The following is a 16,226-nucleotide window of genomic DNA, read 5'->3' as shown; positions in this document are numbered from 1 at the left end:
TTCAGTCATTTCTTCTGACAGTATTTGTTACCAAAATCCCGTTGATGCAATAATACAATATTCTGATAATTTTGCAAAGTGTTTATTTTGATTTTTCTAAAAAATTTTCTCTATAGTCAAAAAGCCCGCCTAGAGCGGCGGGCTTTTAGCTCAATTTTCATATTTTTTCGAAAAGGTTAGGACATATGAAGGACCGATGACCGGATAACCGATCTCATCGTATCCTTTTTCAACCAAATAGGAACGTCCCGCTTGATAGATTGGCATAACAACCGCCTCTTCTAATAGCTTCGCTTCTGCATTTCGTAAAATTGTATTGCGCTCTTCTAAATTCTCAGTTGAGCGAGCCTCGTCCATCAACTGATCGTACGATTCGCTTCTATATCGACTTGAATTGAGCACATCGTCAGATTCGAACTGAGTCAAATAGGCTGATAGCATCGGGTAGTCCGGTTGCCACCCGGATAAAGAGAAAGAATAATCTCCTGAGACTTCTTTCCTAACTTTATCTCCTAGCGGAAGCTCCACGACATTGACGGTCAATCCGTCTAACTGTTCCAAATTATTCTTCAATTTTGTCGAAATTTCACGTGCTTCTTCATCGACAAAGCTAAGTAATTCAATCTCGATTGTTTCTGTTTTTAACCGTTTTTTCACGGTTTCAAATAATTGGTCGGCATCGCCTTCCAACTCTGCAACTGCAGCTTCTTCATCCATGACGAGAAGTCTTTCCGTCGTTTGTTCCGACCGTGCAAGCGATTCTTCGAGTGTCGTCCGTTCCAGCGTCAGTGCGAGGGCTTGTCGAAACGCAACATCATCGAATGGTGCTTTTTCAACGTTCGGTTTTAAATAAAAAACGCCACTTCGCGGAACGTCCTCAATATTCATGACTTCCTCATCAACGGTAGACGTGTCGAAGTCATACGGAATCGGATGCATCCCCGACACTTCCGACAAGCTTGACTCGTTTCTGATGGAAATCGTTTCGAGCGTGACTTGATCAGCTTCACGGTACGTTTCGTTTTTATGTAACGAGATGCTTGTATCATCCATTTGATTCAATTCAAACGGTCCGTTCGTTTCCAACTCTTCCCATGATGTCACGGATGGTTGTGGTAAAAATGCTGGCATTGCAAATATTTCTTCGAACCCTTCCATCGGTCGGATGAGTGTGAGTTCAAGCGTTCGGTCATCGATGGCTCGAACACCTAACGCGTCTGGTTCTTGTTGTCCGAGACCAATTTCTTTTGCCGCTTTGACATCCGCAAGTAAGAAACTAAATGGTGAATTCGTATCATCGTCGACGAGTTTTCGGAAATGATTGACGAACGTCTGTGCCGTGATCGCATTTCCTTCGGTCGTCACACTCTCTTTCAACGTGAATGTATATACCGTCCCATCATCTGAACGTTCTAGCTTCTCGACGAGTGCCGGTTCAATCGACCCATCTGAGCCGAATCGGTAGAGCCCTTCATAAAGATGCGACAGTACCGTTTGGGATGCCGGGTCAATCGCGAGCATGACGTCCGGTTGTGTCGGAAGAGATTCTCCATTGATTGTAATTGTTTGTTCTTCTGGTGGTACTAGTTCACGTGACTGCTCTCGTTGTTCGTTCCAAATAAATAAAAAAAGGATAAGGACTGAACCTAACAAGGCGGCCACGATGAATGATTTCTTTTTCATTCGTTGCACTCCTTTCTGTTAGACCAACCCTTATACCCTAACCTTTTTTGAATGATTTTTCTACCGTCAGTTCGTCACTTTCGCAAATGCGAGTGTCGCATTATGGCCCCCGAAGCCAAGTGAGTTACTGAGTGCATACTGAATGTCAAGTTCCCGATTTCCTTCACGTACATAATCAAGGTCGCAATCTGCTGCAGGTGATTCACAGTTGATGGTCGGATGAATCTTTCCTTCATGAATCGAAAGGGCTGTGATGACTGCCTCGACGCCACCTGCTCCTCCGAGAAGATGTCCAATCATCGATTTCGACGAGTTGACCGCGAGTTTGTCAGCGTGTTCCCCGAACACACGACGAATCGCTTTCGTCTCGAGCATATCGTTGAGCGGTGTGCTCGTGCCGTGTGCGTTGATATATTGCACATCTTCCGGTGTGATTCCCGCATCGCGAATCGCCTCACTCATCGCTTTTGAACCACCCTCTGCCTCTGGTGACGGTGCAGTGATGTGATAAGCGTCTGAACTCATCCCGTATCCGACGACTTCTGCATACATTTTCGCTCCACGTGCCTTCGCATGTTCGTACTCTTCTAATACGAGTACGCCAGCGCCTTCACCCATGACAAACCCGTCGCGGTTCTCGTCGAATGGACGGCACGCCGTGTTCGGGTCTGGATTCGTCGAGAGTGCTTTGTTTGAACAGAAACCTGCGAACGAGAGTGGTGTGATCGGTGCTTCCGCTCCACCGGCGAACATGGCAATCGCATCTCCCCGTTGAATGACGCGGAACGCTTCTCCGATTGAGTTCGTTCCTGACGCACAAGCTGTCACAGAACAGTTACTCGGTCCTTTCGCTCCAAGATAGATGGAAACTTGTCCGCTCGCCATATTCGGAATCATCATCGGAATGAAGAATGGACTGATACGACGCGGCCCACGATCATGGAGGATTGCCGATTGCTTGTCGATTGTCTCGACGCCCCCGATTCCGCTCCCGATCCACGTACCGACTTCATCCGCGATCGCTTTGACATCGAGCCCACTATCTTTATGAGCAGCGTCTGCTGCTAAAAGAGAGTATTGAATGAATGAGTCCATCTTGCGTGCTTCTTTTGGTTCGACCAAATGATCGATGTTCCACTCTTTCACTTCCGCTCCGACTTTCGCCGGATATTGACTGATATCGATTTTTGTCAACGTATCGATTGCGTTATCCCCTTTTAAAAGACGATCCCACATTGCCGACACGTCGTTTCCTAACGGTGATACGACTCCTAATCCTGTCACTACTACTCGTTTCATGAATGATTCCCCTCCGTAATTGTTGCATGATTCCATGTCAGACAGCTTGCACCCCATGTGAGCCCGGCACCAAACCCTGCGATGACGACCGTTTGTCCATCTTGGATTTTACCAGATTTGACGGCTTCCGCTAAGGCGAGCGGAATGGATGCCGCCGATGTGTTCGCATGGTCTTGAATGGTCATGACGACTTTCTCTTCTTCTAAGTTTAACCGTTCCATCGCCGCATCAATGATTCGACGATTCGCTTGGTGCGGCACGAGGACGTCGAGGTCATTCAACGACTTATCGGCCTTGTTTAACGACTCGAGAACGATCTCGGGCATTTTCCGTACGGCGAACTTGAATACTTCGCGACCGTTCATGACGATTTTTCCTTCATCATTTTCGTACAAGTGCTTGCCACCTGTCCCATCACTTCCAAGTACGATTGAGTCGATTGAAGCGATATCGTCTTCCCCGAGTACGACAGCCCCAGCTCCATCTCCGAATAGGACAGCTGTCGACCGGTCATCCCAATCAATCAAACTTCCCATCTTCTCCGCTCCGATCACGAGCGTTTTCTTGAAGCCTTTCGAATCCATCAGGCTCTTCGCTGTATCCATCGCGAAGATAAACCCGCTACACGCCGCACTGACGTCGAACGCCACAGCGGCTTTCGCACCAAGATTCGCCTGAACCACACATGCGGTTGCCGGAAACGCTGGCGCAGTCGCCGTCGCACAGACAATCGCCTCGATCTCGTCGATGGTGACACCAGCGCTTTGTAACGCCCGTTCTGCAGCGCGTGTTGCCATATCCGAGACCGACACGTCACTTTCTGCTAAATGTCGTGCCTCGATGCCTGTACGCGTACGAATCCACTCATCGCTCGTATCCATTCGTTTTTCTAAATCGATATTTGTCACCCGATTGTCCGGTAAGAACGATCCGATGCCGATGATTCCAATATTCATATCGTCGACCCCTATTCTTAGTATCTGGTACTAATATAAGGGAATAAAAAGAGGATGTCAATGCATCCTCCTCGTAATCAATCGATTAAGCTTGTTCGAGACGTTTCGTGACAGCCATGACCATCTTCGCAGAGTTGATTGAAGCCGTTTCTAAAAATTCATCAAACGATAAGTTCGCCTCTTCGTCTGCACTGTCTGAGATCGAGCGCGTAACGACGAATGGTACGCCGAACTGGTAACAGGTCTGCGCGATTGGAGCAGCCTCCATCTCGACGGCAGCGACGCCATCGAAATGACCGAGGATATCAGCCACACGCTTCGAGTCGTTGATGAACGAATCTCCCGTTACAATCAATCCTTGATGCACGTTCACGTCAGGCAAGCTTTCAATCACATCTTTACAGACGTTGACGAGCTTCGCATCGGCTTCATACGCCGGTGGCATTCCTGGCACTTGACCGTATTCATAACCGAATGCCGTCACATCGACATCGTGGTGGCGCACTTCCGTCGAGACGACGACGTCACCGACTTTCATCCCTTTTTTGAATCCGCCTGCAGAACCGGTGTTGATGACGACGTCCGGTTTGAATTTATCAATCAAGAGTGTCGTCCCGATCGCGGCATTGACTTTCCCGATGCCTGACTTCAAGATGACGACTTGCATGTTTCCAAGATAACCTTCATAAAAATGATAGTTTGCGATTTCCGTATCCTTGCGCTCCGTCAATTCATTCCGAAGCAAGTTCACTTCTTCTTCCATCGCACCGATGATTCCAACTTTCATTCCGATTCCTCCTCAGAAAGAGAGCGACTTCCAAGATGGAGGTCGCTCAACAACTTATTTGATTTCTTTGATTTCGACGATCATGTCGCCACCTGGTGTTTGAACCGTGACCACATCTCCGACCGTACGACCGAGAAGTGCTTTCGCGATTGGTGATTCGTTCGAGATTTTCCCTGTGAACGGATCTGCCTCAGCACCACCGACGATTGTGTACGTCTCGTCTTCGTTATCTTCTTGGATGAAGAACGTGACCGTTTTCCCGATTGAGACAACCGAGTTATCCGCTGCATCATCTTGAATGATAACGGCGTTACGGAGCATTTCTTCTAATTGTGCGATTCGTCCTTCGACCATCGCTTGTTCTTCTTTTGCCGCGTCATATTCCGCGTTTTCTGATAAGTCACCGAAATCACGAGCAATCTTAATATTTTCAACGACTTCTTTACGGCGGACCGTCTTCAGTTCGTTTAATTCATTCTCGATCTTCGCTTTTCCGTCTAACGTCATATAATGTTGTTTTTCAGCCATTTCTGTCACTCCTTCATTGTCTCCTAGTATATTACAGCTAGGGTAAATTGAAAACGATTTATTTCCTCACGCGCGATTGCGCTCAGTGAGCACCCAACGGATCTTCGTCACGAGTAAGTCGATTGCGACAAAGTTTTCTCCGCCTTCAGGAACGATGATATCCGCATACCGTTTCGTCGGCTCGCAGAATTGTAAATGCATCGGGCGTACGACATTCGTGTATTGTGCCACGACTGAATCGATTGAACGGCCTCGTTCATTGATGTCTCGCTGCATGCGGCGCAAGATTCGAACGTCGGCATCCGTATCCACGAACACTTTAATATCCATCAATTCACGCAAGCGGGCATCTTCAAGTGCCAAGATCCCCTCAACGATGACGACATCGACCGGTTCGATCAAAATCGTCTCATCAGACCGTGTATGGGCCGCATAATCATATACCGGCTTTTCGACAGCTTGATGCTGTTGCAATTGTTGGATATGTTCAATTAGCAAATCGTTATCAAAGGCGAAGGGGTGGTCGTAGTTCGTCTTGTACCGTTCCTCCATCGTCATTTCGGATTGATCTTTATAATACGCGTCTTGTTCAATCATGACGACCGATTGACCTTTAAACGCATCGACGAGCGCACGGGCCACGGTCGTTTTTCCAGATCCGGTACCCCCGGCCACGCCAATAATGACGGGTTTATGTTGCATCAAAGTTAAGTCCTCCTCATCGTAATTTACGACTGATTGCTAGGCCATCACCAAGGGGCAAAATTGCAGTATGATAATCGGTCCGTGCCATCAATTGCTCAGTAAACTGTTTCACGAGACGGACAAGCCGGCGTCTGCGACGGTCAAGTACTGACACATCCTCGAGCAAGACGTCCCCTCGTAAAAACAAATTATCGCTGTAAATCGTACCACCAATTGGTACTAAAGCGCCATACCCATCAAAAAATTTTTGATATTGTCCTTTTGCCGCATCAATAAACACGGCATCGAACTCACCTTCGATCGAACCGATCAATTCAACGGCGTCGCCATGAATCAATGTGATGCGATCGCGGACGTCCGATCGCCCGATAAAACCAGTCGCCTCTTCGAATCGACGGGCGTTTCGTTCGATCGTGACGATTTCGGCCTCTGGCAACAACTCCGCCATACGGATTGCACTGTAGCCAATTGCCGTCCCCACCTCAAGGATGCGGGTCGGTCGCTGCATCGCCAACAAGGAGAGAAGCACTTCAGAGCCCGTCAAGTCCATGATTGGAACGTGATGTTCTCGCGCAAATGCTTCCATCTCCGTCAGCAGCGGAGAGCGGTCATTGATCAATTGTTCTACATATCCCTCATAGGATGCATGGTCCACTCGTTCCACCTCTTAACTCTCTTCATTCAAACGACCGGAAGCATCCGCTTCCGGTCGTCCCATCAATTACTGTTCGCTTCTTCAAACGCTTCCCATTCGGAACGGTATTTATTGACGTTTTGTTGATGGTCCTCATAGTTCACTTCGAACAATACTTCCCCATTCGGGAATCCTTCACGTGGAGGGCGTGCATAGAAGTAGATGTTCTCCGTATCATTTGGATTGAGTACCGCCTCAAACGCATCACGACTAACAGCCGCGATTGGACCGATCGGAATTCCTTCATAACGATACGTGTTATATAAGGAATCGTTCTCTAGGTCTGCGAATGAAGTGAAAATCGACGTCTCCCCTGTACCGTACCAGACGGTCGGGTCAGACTGTAGTTTCATACCATCGTTCAGACGATTCTCAAAGACACCGGCAATCTCTTTTCGGTCTTCCGTTGACACGGCCTCTTTCTCGACAACCGATGCGAGCGCGAGCGTCTCATGGAACGTACGTCCTGAATCGGCCAAACGACCTTTGTACTCTTGATACATGCTTTCAGTCGGGAGTAGCATCTCATCGATGATTTCAGTGAGCGTTACCCCTTTATTGAATTCATACGTTGCTGGGAACAGGTATCCTTCAAGCGGATGATAAATGCCTTCCTGCAATACTTCTTCCGTCAACATCTCATGCTCGTTCACGAGCGAACTGATATATTCACGGTCGCTCAATTGTTCAGAAATCTGTTCTTTTGGAATATCGGCCTCTTTCGCAAGTCGTGCGATGACTTGGTCGATTGTGAATCCTTCCGGAATGACAAGCTTGATATCAGGAACCACAATGACTTTACCTGTTTGCAACGTTTCAATCAACTCATCGATTGATTGAGACGGTGACAACGTATACGTCCCCGCTTGGAACGATGATTCGTTTTTAAAACGCGTATAGAAACGGAAAATCGTGCTACTCCTTACAAGCCCATTCTCTTCAAGTAATTCACCAATATATCCCGAACCAGCTCCGAGCGGGACTTCGACCTCAACTGTTTCAGTCGATGTTGGATCAATCGGTTCGACGGAGCGCTTCACGAACACATAAGCGAGTGCCGAGCCTGTGGCGATGACGAGAAGGAAGATGGCAAGGATGACAACCGTGATGCGACGGACGATCCGGTTGCGGGCACGTTTCTCATCTGACATAGATGGATGATTCATGCATTTCTCCCCTGTTCATTTTATAAAGAGAGGCGACGAGGGAGATCCCTAGCCGCCCATCCCCTATTTAGTCTAGACCGACTTCGTCATTGACGATATCGAATGCTTCCATGACCTCTTCGAAGTCTTCATCGTCTTCGACGAGCTTCAAGATGAATTCGCCATCTTCAAGTTCTTCAATTTCAAATGCGTATACTTCGATTGTGTCTTCATCTTCTGTTTCCGGAGCGCCAACCGGTTCGAGCACGACGAATGTCTTCTTCGAACGGTCGCTTGTCATACGGAAAATTTCTGCAAATAAATGCTCGTCTCCATTTTCATCTGGAATACGGTACATTTCTTCTTCACGACGGATTTCTGCCATGAGAGATTCCTCCTTTATTTCCCGGAACGATCCAGGTAGTTTTGTAAAATCATCACGGCCGCCATTTTGTCGATGACCGCTTTTCTCTTTTTGCGGCTTACATCTGCTGAAATGAGCATCCGTTCCGCTTGCATCGTCGTTAATCGTTCATCCACCAACACGCAAGGTAAGCCTGTCTGCTCTGTGAACGCCTCGGCAAATGCCTCAGACGCCTCACCACGCGGACCGATTGTCCCGTTCATGTTTTTCGGATGACCGACGACGACTTCTTTCACATCGTACTGCTCGATAAACGGACGAAGGAGACGGACGGCTTCGTCAAAGTCGGGTTCAGTCCAGTAGACCGTTTCCACACCTTGCGCCGTCCATCCCATCAGGTCACTTACTGCGACACCAATTGTCTTCGATCCGACATCGAGTCCCATGACTCGCTTCATATTAATCCTCTCTACGATCGTTCAAATACGATTTGACCAACTCTTCGAGAAGTTCATCCCGCTCAATTTTGCGAATCAAGTTTCGCGCATCATTATGACGTGGGATGTAGGCGGGGTCACCTGATAATAAGTATCCCACGATTTGATTGATCGGTTGATAACCTTTTTCCTCGAGTGCTTGATATACCGTAATCAGCGTCTCACGTGTGTTAGCACGTTGATCATCTTCTGGAAAATTGAATTGCATCGTGCGATCCATTTGGCTCACAAGAATCCACCTCTTTCCGTTTGCACTTCACACTCTATTATGCCAGTGATTGAACGTAATGTGAAGCAAACTTCAATGCTTCGTCCAGTTTTGTTGCGTCACGGCCACCTGCTTGTGCCATGTCTGGACGTCCGCCACCACCGCCGCCACAGCGTGTTGCGACTTCTTTAATGAGTTTTCCGGCATGGAAGCCACGGTCGTTCAAGTCTTTCGTCACACCTGCGACGAGGTTGACCTTCTCACCGTTCGCCGACCCAAGGATGATCACGGCAGAGCCGAGTTTTCCTTTCAAATCGTCGACCATGCTTCGGAGGGCATCCATGTCTTGTCCATCGACACGCTTCGCGATCAATTGGACGTCACCGATTGTCTCGATCGCATCCGTCAATGAAGAAGCTTCGATGTTCGCGAGTTTCGCTTTGAGCGACTCTGAAGCACGCTCCACGTCTTTGATTTCAGCCTGAAGTGCTTGAACACGTGCTGGAACTTCGAGTGGTTTCGTTTTCAACAGTTTCGCCGCCGCTTCGAGCGTCTCGATTTGCTGGTTCATCACTTCGTATGCGCCAGCCCCTGTGACCGCTTCGATTCGACGTGTTCCTGCGCCAATTCCTGACTCAGACAAGATTTTAAAGAGTCCGATTTCAGCCGTATTGGATACGTGGCATCCACCGCAAAGTTCAACCGAGTAATCTCCAGCAGATACGACGCGAACGACATCGCCGTATTTCTCGCCGAAGAGTGCCATCGCCCCTTTTGCTTTCGCATCAGCGATGTTCATCTCTTCGATGTCGACACCAATCGACGCCCAAATCTTCTCGTTCACTTGACGCTCAATCGATTGAAGCTCTTCTGGTGTCACTTGTCCGAAGTGAGAGAAGTCAAAACGAAGACGGTCTGGTGTCACGAGTGACCCTGCCTGATTGACATGCTCACCGAGCGTGTCTTTGAGTGCACGATGCAAGAGGTGCGTCGCGGTATGGTTCTTCACAATCGCTTGACGTGAGTCTTGGTCAACCGTCGCTGTCACTGCCACTTCCGCTTTCGCGACGCCTGACTCGACTGTGACCGTATGCAAGTTTTGGCCGTTCGGTGCTTTCGAGACATCTTTCACGCGAAGAAGGAAGTCTTCCCCAACGATTTGTCCTTTGTCCCCGATTTGACCGCCGCTCTCTGCATAGAATGGCGTTTGATCAAGGATCACTTGCGCTTCTTCTCCTGCAGCAACCACGTCGACGAGTTCCCCGTCGTGAATCAAGCTGACGATTTTCGCGTTCGTCTCAAGATTGTTGTATCCGAGGAACGTCGATGGCATCGTAATATCCGCGAGTACGCCAGATTGGATTTGCATCGATTCGACGTCAGCGCGTGCTTGACGTGCACGTTCACGTTGCTCGTTCATCGCTTCCTTGAAGCCGTCTTCATCGACCGTCATGTGATGGTCTTCTGCATATTCGATTGTCAATTCGAGTGGGAAGCCGTATGTGTCATAGAGACGGAACGCATCTTGACCACTGATCACGTTTGAACCTGCAGCTTTTTGCGCTTTCGCGACTTCGTTCAAGATTGCGAGTCCGTCGTTCAACGTTTCATGGAAACGCTCTTCCTCGTTCTTGATGACTTTTTTGATGAAGTCTTTCTTCTCGTTCACTTGTGGATAGAAGTCGACCATGATGTCACCGACGACGTCCACGAGTTCGTGCATGAACGGGCGCTCGATGCCTAGCATCTTCGCATAGCGGACCGCACGACGGAGAAGACGACGGAGGACATATCCACGTCCTTCGTTAGACGGGAGTGCACCGTCACCAATCGCGAACGATACGGTACGGATGTGGTCAGCGATGACTTTGAACGCCACATCCTTGCTGCTGTCTTGACGATACACGTCTCCACTGATTTTTTCTGTTTCACGAATAATTGGCATGAAGAGGTCTGTATCGAAGTTTGTCGGTACGTCTTGAAGGACGCTCGCCATCCGTTCGAGTCCCATCCCCGTATCAATGTTTTTACGTGGAAGCTCTGTGTAGTTCCCGTGTCCGTCATGGTTATATTGGCTGAATACGATGTTCCAAATTTCAAGGTAACGCTCGTTCTCCCCGCCTGGGTAGAGTTCAGGATCTGTCGGGTCGTCTCCGAACGCAGGACCACGGTCGAAGAAAATTTCGGTGTTCGGACCAGATGGGCCTTCCCCGATTTCCCAGAAGTTATCTTCAAGTGGGATGATGCGGTCAGCCGGCATGCCGAGGTTCAACCAGATTTGTTTTGATTCTTCATCGTCTGGGTGGATTGTGACCGAGAGACGGTCCGGGTCGAGACCGTACCATTCATCACTCGTCAACAGTTCCCAGCCCCATGTGATCGCTTCTTCGCGGAAGTATTCTCCGACTGAGAAGTTCCCGAGCATCTCGAAGAACGTATGGTGACGTGCCGTCTTCCCGACGTTCTCGATATCGTTCGTACGAATGGATTTTTGTGCGTTGACGATACGTGGGTTTGCCGGGATGACACGTCCATCAAAGTATTTCTTCAATGTCGCGACACCTGAGTTAATCCATAAAAGGGTAGGGTCTTCGACCGGTACGAGTGACGCACTCGGCTCAACGCTGTGACCTTTTGATTTGAAGAAATCTAAGTACATTTGGCGAATCTGTGCGCCAGTCAATGATTTGAGCGGTTTCATGAACAATTCCTCCTTATTTCTGAACGAAACGAAAAAAAGCGATGCCTGCCCCTGTGGAAAGGGACGAAAGCATCGCTTCGTGGTACCACCCTCGTTCGCACGGTAAACACCGTGCCTCGAACATCCGTTAACGTGGATGAGGCGCCCAGGTTGAGTGGGGACTCCAGAATAGCTTCGGTCGGCCGACCTCCATCTTCTCGCAGCCAAGGAAGATGTCTCTGTAGAGGCGGTGACGACGTACTCATTTCCTTCATCGTCTGTATCGTTTCAGTTATCTATTCGTCATTATCACACGCGCTTATGAAGACGTCAAGACTTCCCGCCTAAGCGTTCCACCAATTTCGTTCGACGAACCGGCTCTTCTTCCCGTGTCGCTGCCTCGAGCGCTCGTACGTCTCCAAACAACAGTAAACTTTTCTTCGCTCGCGTGACGGCCGTATAAATCAAGTTCCGCGACGAGCGGAAGCCTCCCGTGAAGAAGACCGGCATGAGCACGATCGGGAATTCGGAACCTTGCGACTTATGAATCGTGATCGCATACGCATGGGTGAACTGGTCCCATTCACTGCGGTTATATTCGACTTCTGTCTGATCGAATCGGATATAAATCTTATCGACTTTATCGACGTTCTCTTTTGCGAAGAAAATATTTGTGATTTCACCGATATCTCCGTTATAGACGTTCTCTTCGGCGTTGTTGACGAGTTGTAGCACTTTATCGCCGTTTCGGTAAATACGTGTCCCGTGCTTCACTTCACGGGCGCCCGATTTCGGATTGAATACGTTTTGGAGCGCCTCGTTCAACCCGTCGATTCCACACACACCTCGATACGTCGGAGCGAGCACTTGGATATCAAATGGCGAATAGCCTTTCCGAAGGGCCGCACCTGCCATCTGACAAATCGCTTGAAGCGCCGTCTCTTGGTTCGCCGTATAGAATCGACGATCCGGGAGCGCCGCCAATAAATCTTCCGGCATTTTTTTAGCGTTCAACGAATGGGCGAGTCGCAAGATGCTCGACTCCGACGCCTGACGGTGGACGACGTCGAGTCGGACGACCGGAATCCCGTCCGTCGCCATCAAATCAGCGAGCACTTGACCCGGACCGACCGAAGGAAGCTGATCGCGGTCACCGACGAACAAAATCTTCATGCCGTTCGGTACCGCCTTCAGCAAGCTCCTGAACAAGAAAATATCAATCATCGATGCCTCGTCGACAATGAGTACTTTTCCCACGAGCGGATTCGTCTCATCGACTTGGAACGAACTTCCGTCAAACTTCAACAGACGGTGAATCGTCGATGCCGGGAGACCCGTCGATTCACTGAGTCGTTTTGCGGCACGACCCGTCGGTGCGGCCAACACGAACGGGAACGGTTGGTTCGGGACGGGTTCGAGTTTCCAGTCGAAGACGTCACTCAGTGCATGAATGATGCCTCGGACGACCGTCGTCTTCCCGGTACCCGGACCTCCCGTGAGGACCATGAGCGGTGATTTGAGCGCGAGTTCGATTGCCTCTCGTTGTTGTGTCGCGTATTCGATTGAGAACATTTCTTCGACACGCCCGACCGCGTCAAAGATTGTCGTCATATCCACGTCCTCCGTCGTCGATGTCGCCATGATGCGCGCCAACTCTTCTGCCGCCTTCCGTTCGGCGCGGAACACGCGAGGGTGATAGACGACGCCGTCATCGATGACGACCCGTTCTTCTTTTGCGAGCGATTCTAATGCTGTGACGAGCGCGTCGCCTGGGTCCGCCCCGATGATACGTGGCATCTCCGCTTCGAGTTGCTCCGCTGTCACATACAAATGACCGTTCCCTTGTTCGAGTTCCAACACGTAAAGGACCGCTGCCGCGATACGTTCGGGATGAATCCCTTGAATCCCAAAATGCGCGGCGATGGCATCCGCTGTCTTGAATCCGATTCCTTGCACATCATACATGAGCGCATACGGATTCTTCTCAATCGTTTCCATCGCCCGTCCTTCATATTCTTTATGAATTTTCGAGGCGAGACGCGGCGTGACGTCGAATGGGGCGAGAAACAACAACAGTTGGTCGACGCCATACAAGACGTTCAGACGTTCCGTAATGACGCGCGCCTGCTTTTCTTTCAATCCGTCGACTTCCGAGAGAATACTCGGATGCTTCACGATTTGGTCGATACAATCATCCCCGAGTGTATCCGCAATCTTTTGAGCGGTCTTTTGACCAATCCCAGGGAAGGAACCGTTCGTCAAAAAACGGACGGCGGCACGTTTTGTCATCGGAACGACGCGACGAATCCAATCCGCTTTCATCTGTTTCCCGAATCGAGGATGCTCGACGAGGCGACCGTGCGCTTTATACGTCTCTCCCTTTTCGATGCCGACTCCGACGCCAGCGATGACCATCTCGGTCTCGTCCGTCTCAAAATTCTTTTCTTTTATTCTGACGAGCGCAATGGTGTGCGCTTCTTCTTCTGATTGAAACAGGACTCGAATGACTTTTCCAGTCAACTCGTAAGGTGCTGCCATCATATCCGACACCTCCAGCTATTTTTCCATCATTCATTATAGCCCGAGATGAATCGATTGAACAAATGCCCTAGTCGAACAGACTCAAGATTTGCTCGATTCTGTCGAGGTCGACGACTTCTAATATGCGAATGAGTTGTTCAAGGTCGACTCGGTCCAAGATGCGCTCGACTTGTTCGAGATCCACCTCTTCTATTAAACGTTGTATCCGATCCAAATCACCTGACGCCTCGTACGCTTCAAGTTTTGTAAAGAGTTCGGTCTTCTCGATACGAATCGAATCCTCCAACATCCCTCTAGCTCCAAATAAGACGAGACCGATGACCGCTAGTTGAATCAACCAATTCGTGACGACTTTCCAAAACGGGACGGTCTGTCCGATGAACGGGATGAGCGGAATGAACGTCAATTGTAAGAGCAAGATCCCGACTTGGACATATACGTTTGGAATCAACAACCCTAGAATCGCAAGAAGCAATGGAACGAACCATCCGACCCCGACATGTTCCGACGTGAGTTGCCAAGACTTTTGTTCCGAGTACACATAATGGACACCCCACCCGACAACGAGAAGCGCCACAAACAGAATGAGTAGTAACGTTAATAGTCCACGCGGCTCGACGACCACTTGATATAAAATCGTGTTCGTCCACTTTCCTTCAGCAAGTCGCTGATTTACCGTTTCAAATAATTGCGTGAACCATACATACTCGATTATGAAAAACAAGATGACACTGACCATGCTATATTTTCGCAAACGATTCGACCTCCTTCTATAAGTTGTCATTCCCTCACTTTCAGACAGCTAGTCGCGTTTTTGATTGATGGAAAGCGGGAACTGTTCGAATGACACATTGAAGGAGGCGTCATATATGGGTAAACGAATTCCAGTCAGCGGTCTATGTGAGCTTGTATTAGAAGTGACAGATATGGAAGAAGCCGTTTCGTTTTGGTCTGAAAAATTAGGTCTCCCCGTCGTCGAACAATGGGTGGGAGACGATGCGGAACCGAGTGAATCGCAAGAACAGGCAAATGAGCCGTGGGCAACGTGGCTCTATATCGGAGGAAACACACGACTTGGACTTTGGCTAAAGCGAGATTTCACCGAGGAAGAGGACGCCAATCGAAAACAAGACGTGACCGAGTGGGACACGCTCTATGATGAAGGTGGAGTCCACGTCCACTGCGCGTTCTTCGTGCCGATGGAGTCGTTTGAAAAGGCACTCGAGATTTTGGATGAGACCGATGTACCCGTAAAATTACGGACGTGGGACGAAGATGAAACGAAGAACGGGAAAGAACGGTCGGCGTACTTCAAAGACCCGAGCCATAACATTATTGAATTGTACACAAAAAATATGGACGAGGCTTACGGTGATTTCGCCGGGGAACCCGTCAAGATTACGACGAAACAACTTTAATCACGAGCACCAAAAAAAGTGCCATCGCTCCATTGCGATGGCACTTTCCTATTCAAGAGATTAGTTTCCGAGCAGTGCATCCATCTTCGCGATGGCGTCTCGTGCGAGTTCGTGATCTGGTTGCATCTCCAAGACACGTTGAAGCTCCGCATACGTCCGTTCCTGGTCACCTAAGAACGCATAAGCGATTGCCAAGTTATAGCGAGCGTCTGTATGGCTTGCATCGAGGTCGAGCGTCTCTTCTAATGCGACGACCGCCTCTTCTAACTGTTCACTTTGTGCGAGTGCGAGTCCGTACTGGAACGTAATTTCTACGTCTTCAGGCGATTGCTTTTTCGCTTCGCGCAGGCGTGGCATCGCACGAACGAAGTCACCCATCGCTTTGTACGTTAAGCCGAGCATGAAATGAAGATCGGCATCGTCCATTCCAGACAGGAGCGCTTGACGTAGTGAGGCCTCCGCCGACTCCAATTGCTCGAGTTCATAAGCGAGAGCACCTTTCGCATAGTGCGCGGCACCGAACGAACCATCGAGTTCGATCGCCTTGTCATAGAAAATGACGGCACGATCGTAGTCGTTGATGGCCTGAAGCAACGTTCCCATGTTGACGAAGCCAGTCGGGTCCGTCGGGTTCGCTTCAATCGCCTCATTGAAATGTTTGGCCGCCTGTTCGAATTCACCTTGCTGCATCGCTTGGATGCCTTGTTCGTTTGCGTTCATA

General features: G+C 49.4%; 16 protein-coding genes. 1 reads left to right on the top strand and 15 read right to left on the bottom strand.

The window, feature by feature from the left end:
• Positions 1-150: 150 nt before the first annotated feature.
• The 14 genes from KNO91_RS01515 to KNO91_RS01450 form a co-directional block, all read right to left on the bottom strand.
• A complete protein-coding gene (locus tag KNO91_RS01515) occupies positions 151-1,683 on the bottom strand; it encodes a peptide ABC transporter substrate-binding protein (RefSeq protein ID WP_214794265.1) in 1,533 nt (510 codons plus the stop codon).
• A 66-nt stretch (positions 1,684-1,749) separates the two neighbouring features.
• On the bottom strand, positions 1,750-2,982 hold the full coding sequence (gene fabF / locus KNO91_RS01510; RefSeq protein WP_214794267.1) for a beta-ketoacyl-ACP synthase II: 1,233 nt from the start codon (positions 2,980-2,982) through the stop codon (positions 1,750-1,752).
• Positions 2,979-3,938 carry a beta-ketoacyl-ACP synthase III gene (locus tag KNO91_RS01505; protein WP_214794269.1) on the bottom strand — a complete coding sequence of 320 codons (960 nt, stop codon included), beginning with the start codon at positions 3,936-3,938 and terminating at the stop codon, positions 2,979-2,981. The genes fabF and KNO91_RS01505 overlap by 4 nt, the downstream gene beginning before the upstream one ends.
• A gap of 85 nt (positions 3,939-4,023) precedes the next feature.
• Positions 4,024-4,725 (bottom strand): 5'-methylthioadenosine/S-adenosylhomocysteine nucleosidase, encoded by a 702-nt coding sequence (gene mtnN, locus KNO91_RS01500; protein ID WP_214789234.1) that lies wholly within the window; start codon positions 4,723-4,725, stop codon positions 4,024-4,026.
• A gap of 54 nt (positions 4,726-4,779) precedes the next feature.
• Positions 4,780-5,253, bottom strand: a complete 474-nt coding sequence (greA, locus tag KNO91_RS01495) for a transcription elongation factor GreA (protein ID WP_214789237.1) — start codon at positions 5,251-5,253, stop codon at positions 4,780-4,782.
• Between the two features lie 66 nt (positions 5,254-5,319).
• Positions 5,320-5,955: a uridine kinase gene (udk, locus tag KNO91_RS01490; protein ID WP_074035132.1), complete on the bottom strand. Its 636-nt coding sequence runs from the start codon at positions 5,953-5,955 to the stop codon at positions 5,320-5,322.
• Positions 5,956-5,971: 16 nt separating this feature from the next.
• Positions 5,972-6,613 carry an O-methyltransferase gene (locus KNO91_RS01485; protein ID WP_214794585.1) on the bottom strand — a complete coding sequence of 214 codons (642 nt, stop codon included), beginning with the start codon at positions 6,611-6,613 and terminating at the stop codon, positions 5,972-5,974.
• Positions 6,614-6,675: 62 nt separating this feature from the next.
• Entirely contained in the window at positions 6,676-7,818 is a 1,143-nt protein-coding gene (gene mltG, locus KNO91_RS01480; protein WP_214794270.1) for an endolytic transglycosylase MltG, read from the bottom strand.
• 67 nt (positions 7,819-7,885) lie between these two features.
• A complete protein-coding gene (locus tag KNO91_RS01475; protein WP_078146594.1) occupies positions 7,886-8,182 on the bottom strand; it encodes a DUF1292 domain-containing protein in 297 nt (98 codons plus the stop codon).
• A 14-nt stretch (positions 8,183-8,196) separates the two neighbouring features.
• Positions 8,197-8,619 (bottom strand): Holliday junction resolvase RuvX, encoded by a 423-nt coding sequence (ruvX, locus tag KNO91_RS01470; protein WP_214789243.1) that lies wholly within the window; start codon positions 8,617-8,619, stop codon positions 8,197-8,199.
• A gap of 1 nt (position 8,620) precedes the next feature.
• Positions 8,621-8,887 carry an IreB family regulatory phosphoprotein gene (locus KNO91_RS01465; RefSeq protein WP_015881196.1) on the bottom strand — a complete coding sequence of 89 codons (267 nt, stop codon included), beginning with the start codon at positions 8,885-8,887 and terminating at the stop codon, positions 8,621-8,623.
• A gap of 37 nt (positions 8,888-8,924) precedes the next feature.
• Positions 8,925-11,567, bottom strand: a complete 2,643-nt coding sequence (gene alaS / locus KNO91_RS01460; RefSeq protein ID WP_214789245.1) for an alanine--tRNA ligase — start codon at positions 11,565-11,567, stop codon at positions 8,925-8,927.
• A gap of 309 nt (positions 11,568-11,876) precedes the next feature.
• Positions 11,877-14,084 carry an SF1B family DNA helicase RecD2 gene (gene recD2 / locus KNO91_RS01455; RefSeq protein ID WP_251126505.1) on the bottom strand — a complete coding sequence of 736 codons (2,208 nt, stop codon included), beginning with the start codon at positions 14,082-14,084 and terminating at the stop codon, positions 11,877-11,879.
• A gap of 70 nt (positions 14,085-14,154) precedes the next feature.
• On the bottom strand, positions 14,155-14,841 hold the full coding sequence (locus KNO91_RS01450; protein WP_214794274.1) for a hypothetical protein: 687 nt from the start codon (positions 14,839-14,841) through the stop codon (positions 14,155-14,157).
• Positions 14,842-14,956: 115 nt separating this feature from the next.
• Between KNO91_RS01450 and KNO91_RS01445 the strand changes: the two genes are divergently transcribed.
• Positions 14,957-15,505 (top strand): VOC family protein, encoded by a 549-nt coding sequence (locus KNO91_RS01445; RefSeq protein WP_214789251.1) that lies wholly within the window; start codon positions 14,957-14,959, stop codon positions 15,503-15,505.
• Between the two features lie 60 nt (positions 15,506-15,565).
• Here the strand turns inward: KNO91_RS01445 and KNO91_RS01440 are convergent, their stop codons facing one another.
• Positions 15,566-16,225 carry a tetratricopeptide repeat protein gene (locus tag KNO91_RS01440; protein ID WP_031421459.1) on the bottom strand — a complete coding sequence of 220 codons (660 nt, stop codon included), beginning with the start codon at positions 16,223-16,225 and terminating at the stop codon, positions 15,566-15,568.
• Between the last annotated feature and the right edge of the window lies 1 nt (position 16,226).

This window comes from Exiguobacterium sp. s59, assembly GCF_018617475.1.
Classification (GTDB): Bacteria; Bacillota; Bacilli; order Exiguobacteriales; family Exiguobacteriaceae; genus Exiguobacterium; species Exiguobacterium aestuarii.
The sequence above is the reverse complement of the archived record's forward strand: the minus strand, read 5'-3'. Positions and strand labels throughout refer to the sequence as shown.

Excerpts from the sequence above, each read along its gene's own strand:
- KNO91_RS01515 (WP_214794265.1), bottom strand. The coding sequence starts at position 1,683 with ATGAAAAAGAAATCATTCATCGTGGCCGCCTTGTTAGGTTCAGTCCTT.
- fabF (WP_214794267.1), bottom strand. The coding sequence starts at position 2,982 with ATGAAACGAGTAGTAGTGACAGGATTAGGAGTCGTATCACCGTTAGGA.
- KNO91_RS01505 (WP_214794269.1), bottom strand. The coding sequence starts at position 3,938 with ATGAATATTGGAATCATCGGCATCGGATCGTTCTTACCGGACAATCGG.
- mtnN (WP_214789234.1), bottom strand. The coding sequence starts at position 4,725 with ATGAAAGTTGGAATCATCGGTGCGATGGAAGAAGAAGTGAACTTGCTT.
- greA (WP_214789237.1), bottom strand. The coding sequence starts at position 5,253 with ATGGCTGAAAAACAACATTATATGACGTTAGACGGAAAAGCGAAGATC.
- udk (WP_074035132.1), bottom strand. The coding sequence starts at position 5,955 with ATGCAACATAAACCCGTCATTATTGGCGTGGCCGGGGGTACCGGATCT.
- mltG (WP_214794270.1), bottom strand. The coding sequence starts at position 7,818 with ATGAATCATCCATCTATGTCAGATGAGAAACGTGCCCGCAACCGGATC.
- KNO91_RS01475 (WP_078146594.1), bottom strand. The coding sequence starts at position 8,182 with ATGGCAGAAATCCGTCGTGAAGAAGAAATGTACCGTATTCCAGATGAA.
- ruvX (WP_214789243.1), bottom strand. The coding sequence starts at position 8,619 with ATGAAGCGAGTCATGGGACTCGATGTCGGATCGAAGACAATTGGTGTC.
- alaS (WP_214789245.1), bottom strand. The coding sequence starts at position 11,567 with ATGAAACCGCTCAAATCATTGACTGGCGCACAGATTCGCCAAATGTAC.
- recD2 (WP_251126505.1), bottom strand. The coding sequence starts at position 14,084 with ATGGCAGCACCTTACGAGTTGACTGGAAAAGTCATTCGAGTCCTGTTT.
- KNO91_RS01445 (WP_214789251.1), top strand. The coding sequence starts at position 14,957 with ATGGGTAAACGAATTCCAGTCAGCGGTCTATGTGAGCTTGTATTAGAA.
- KNO91_RS01440 (WP_031421459.1), bottom strand. The coding sequence starts at position 16,225 with ATGAACGCAAACGAACAAGGCATCCAAGCGATGCAGCAAGGTGAATTC.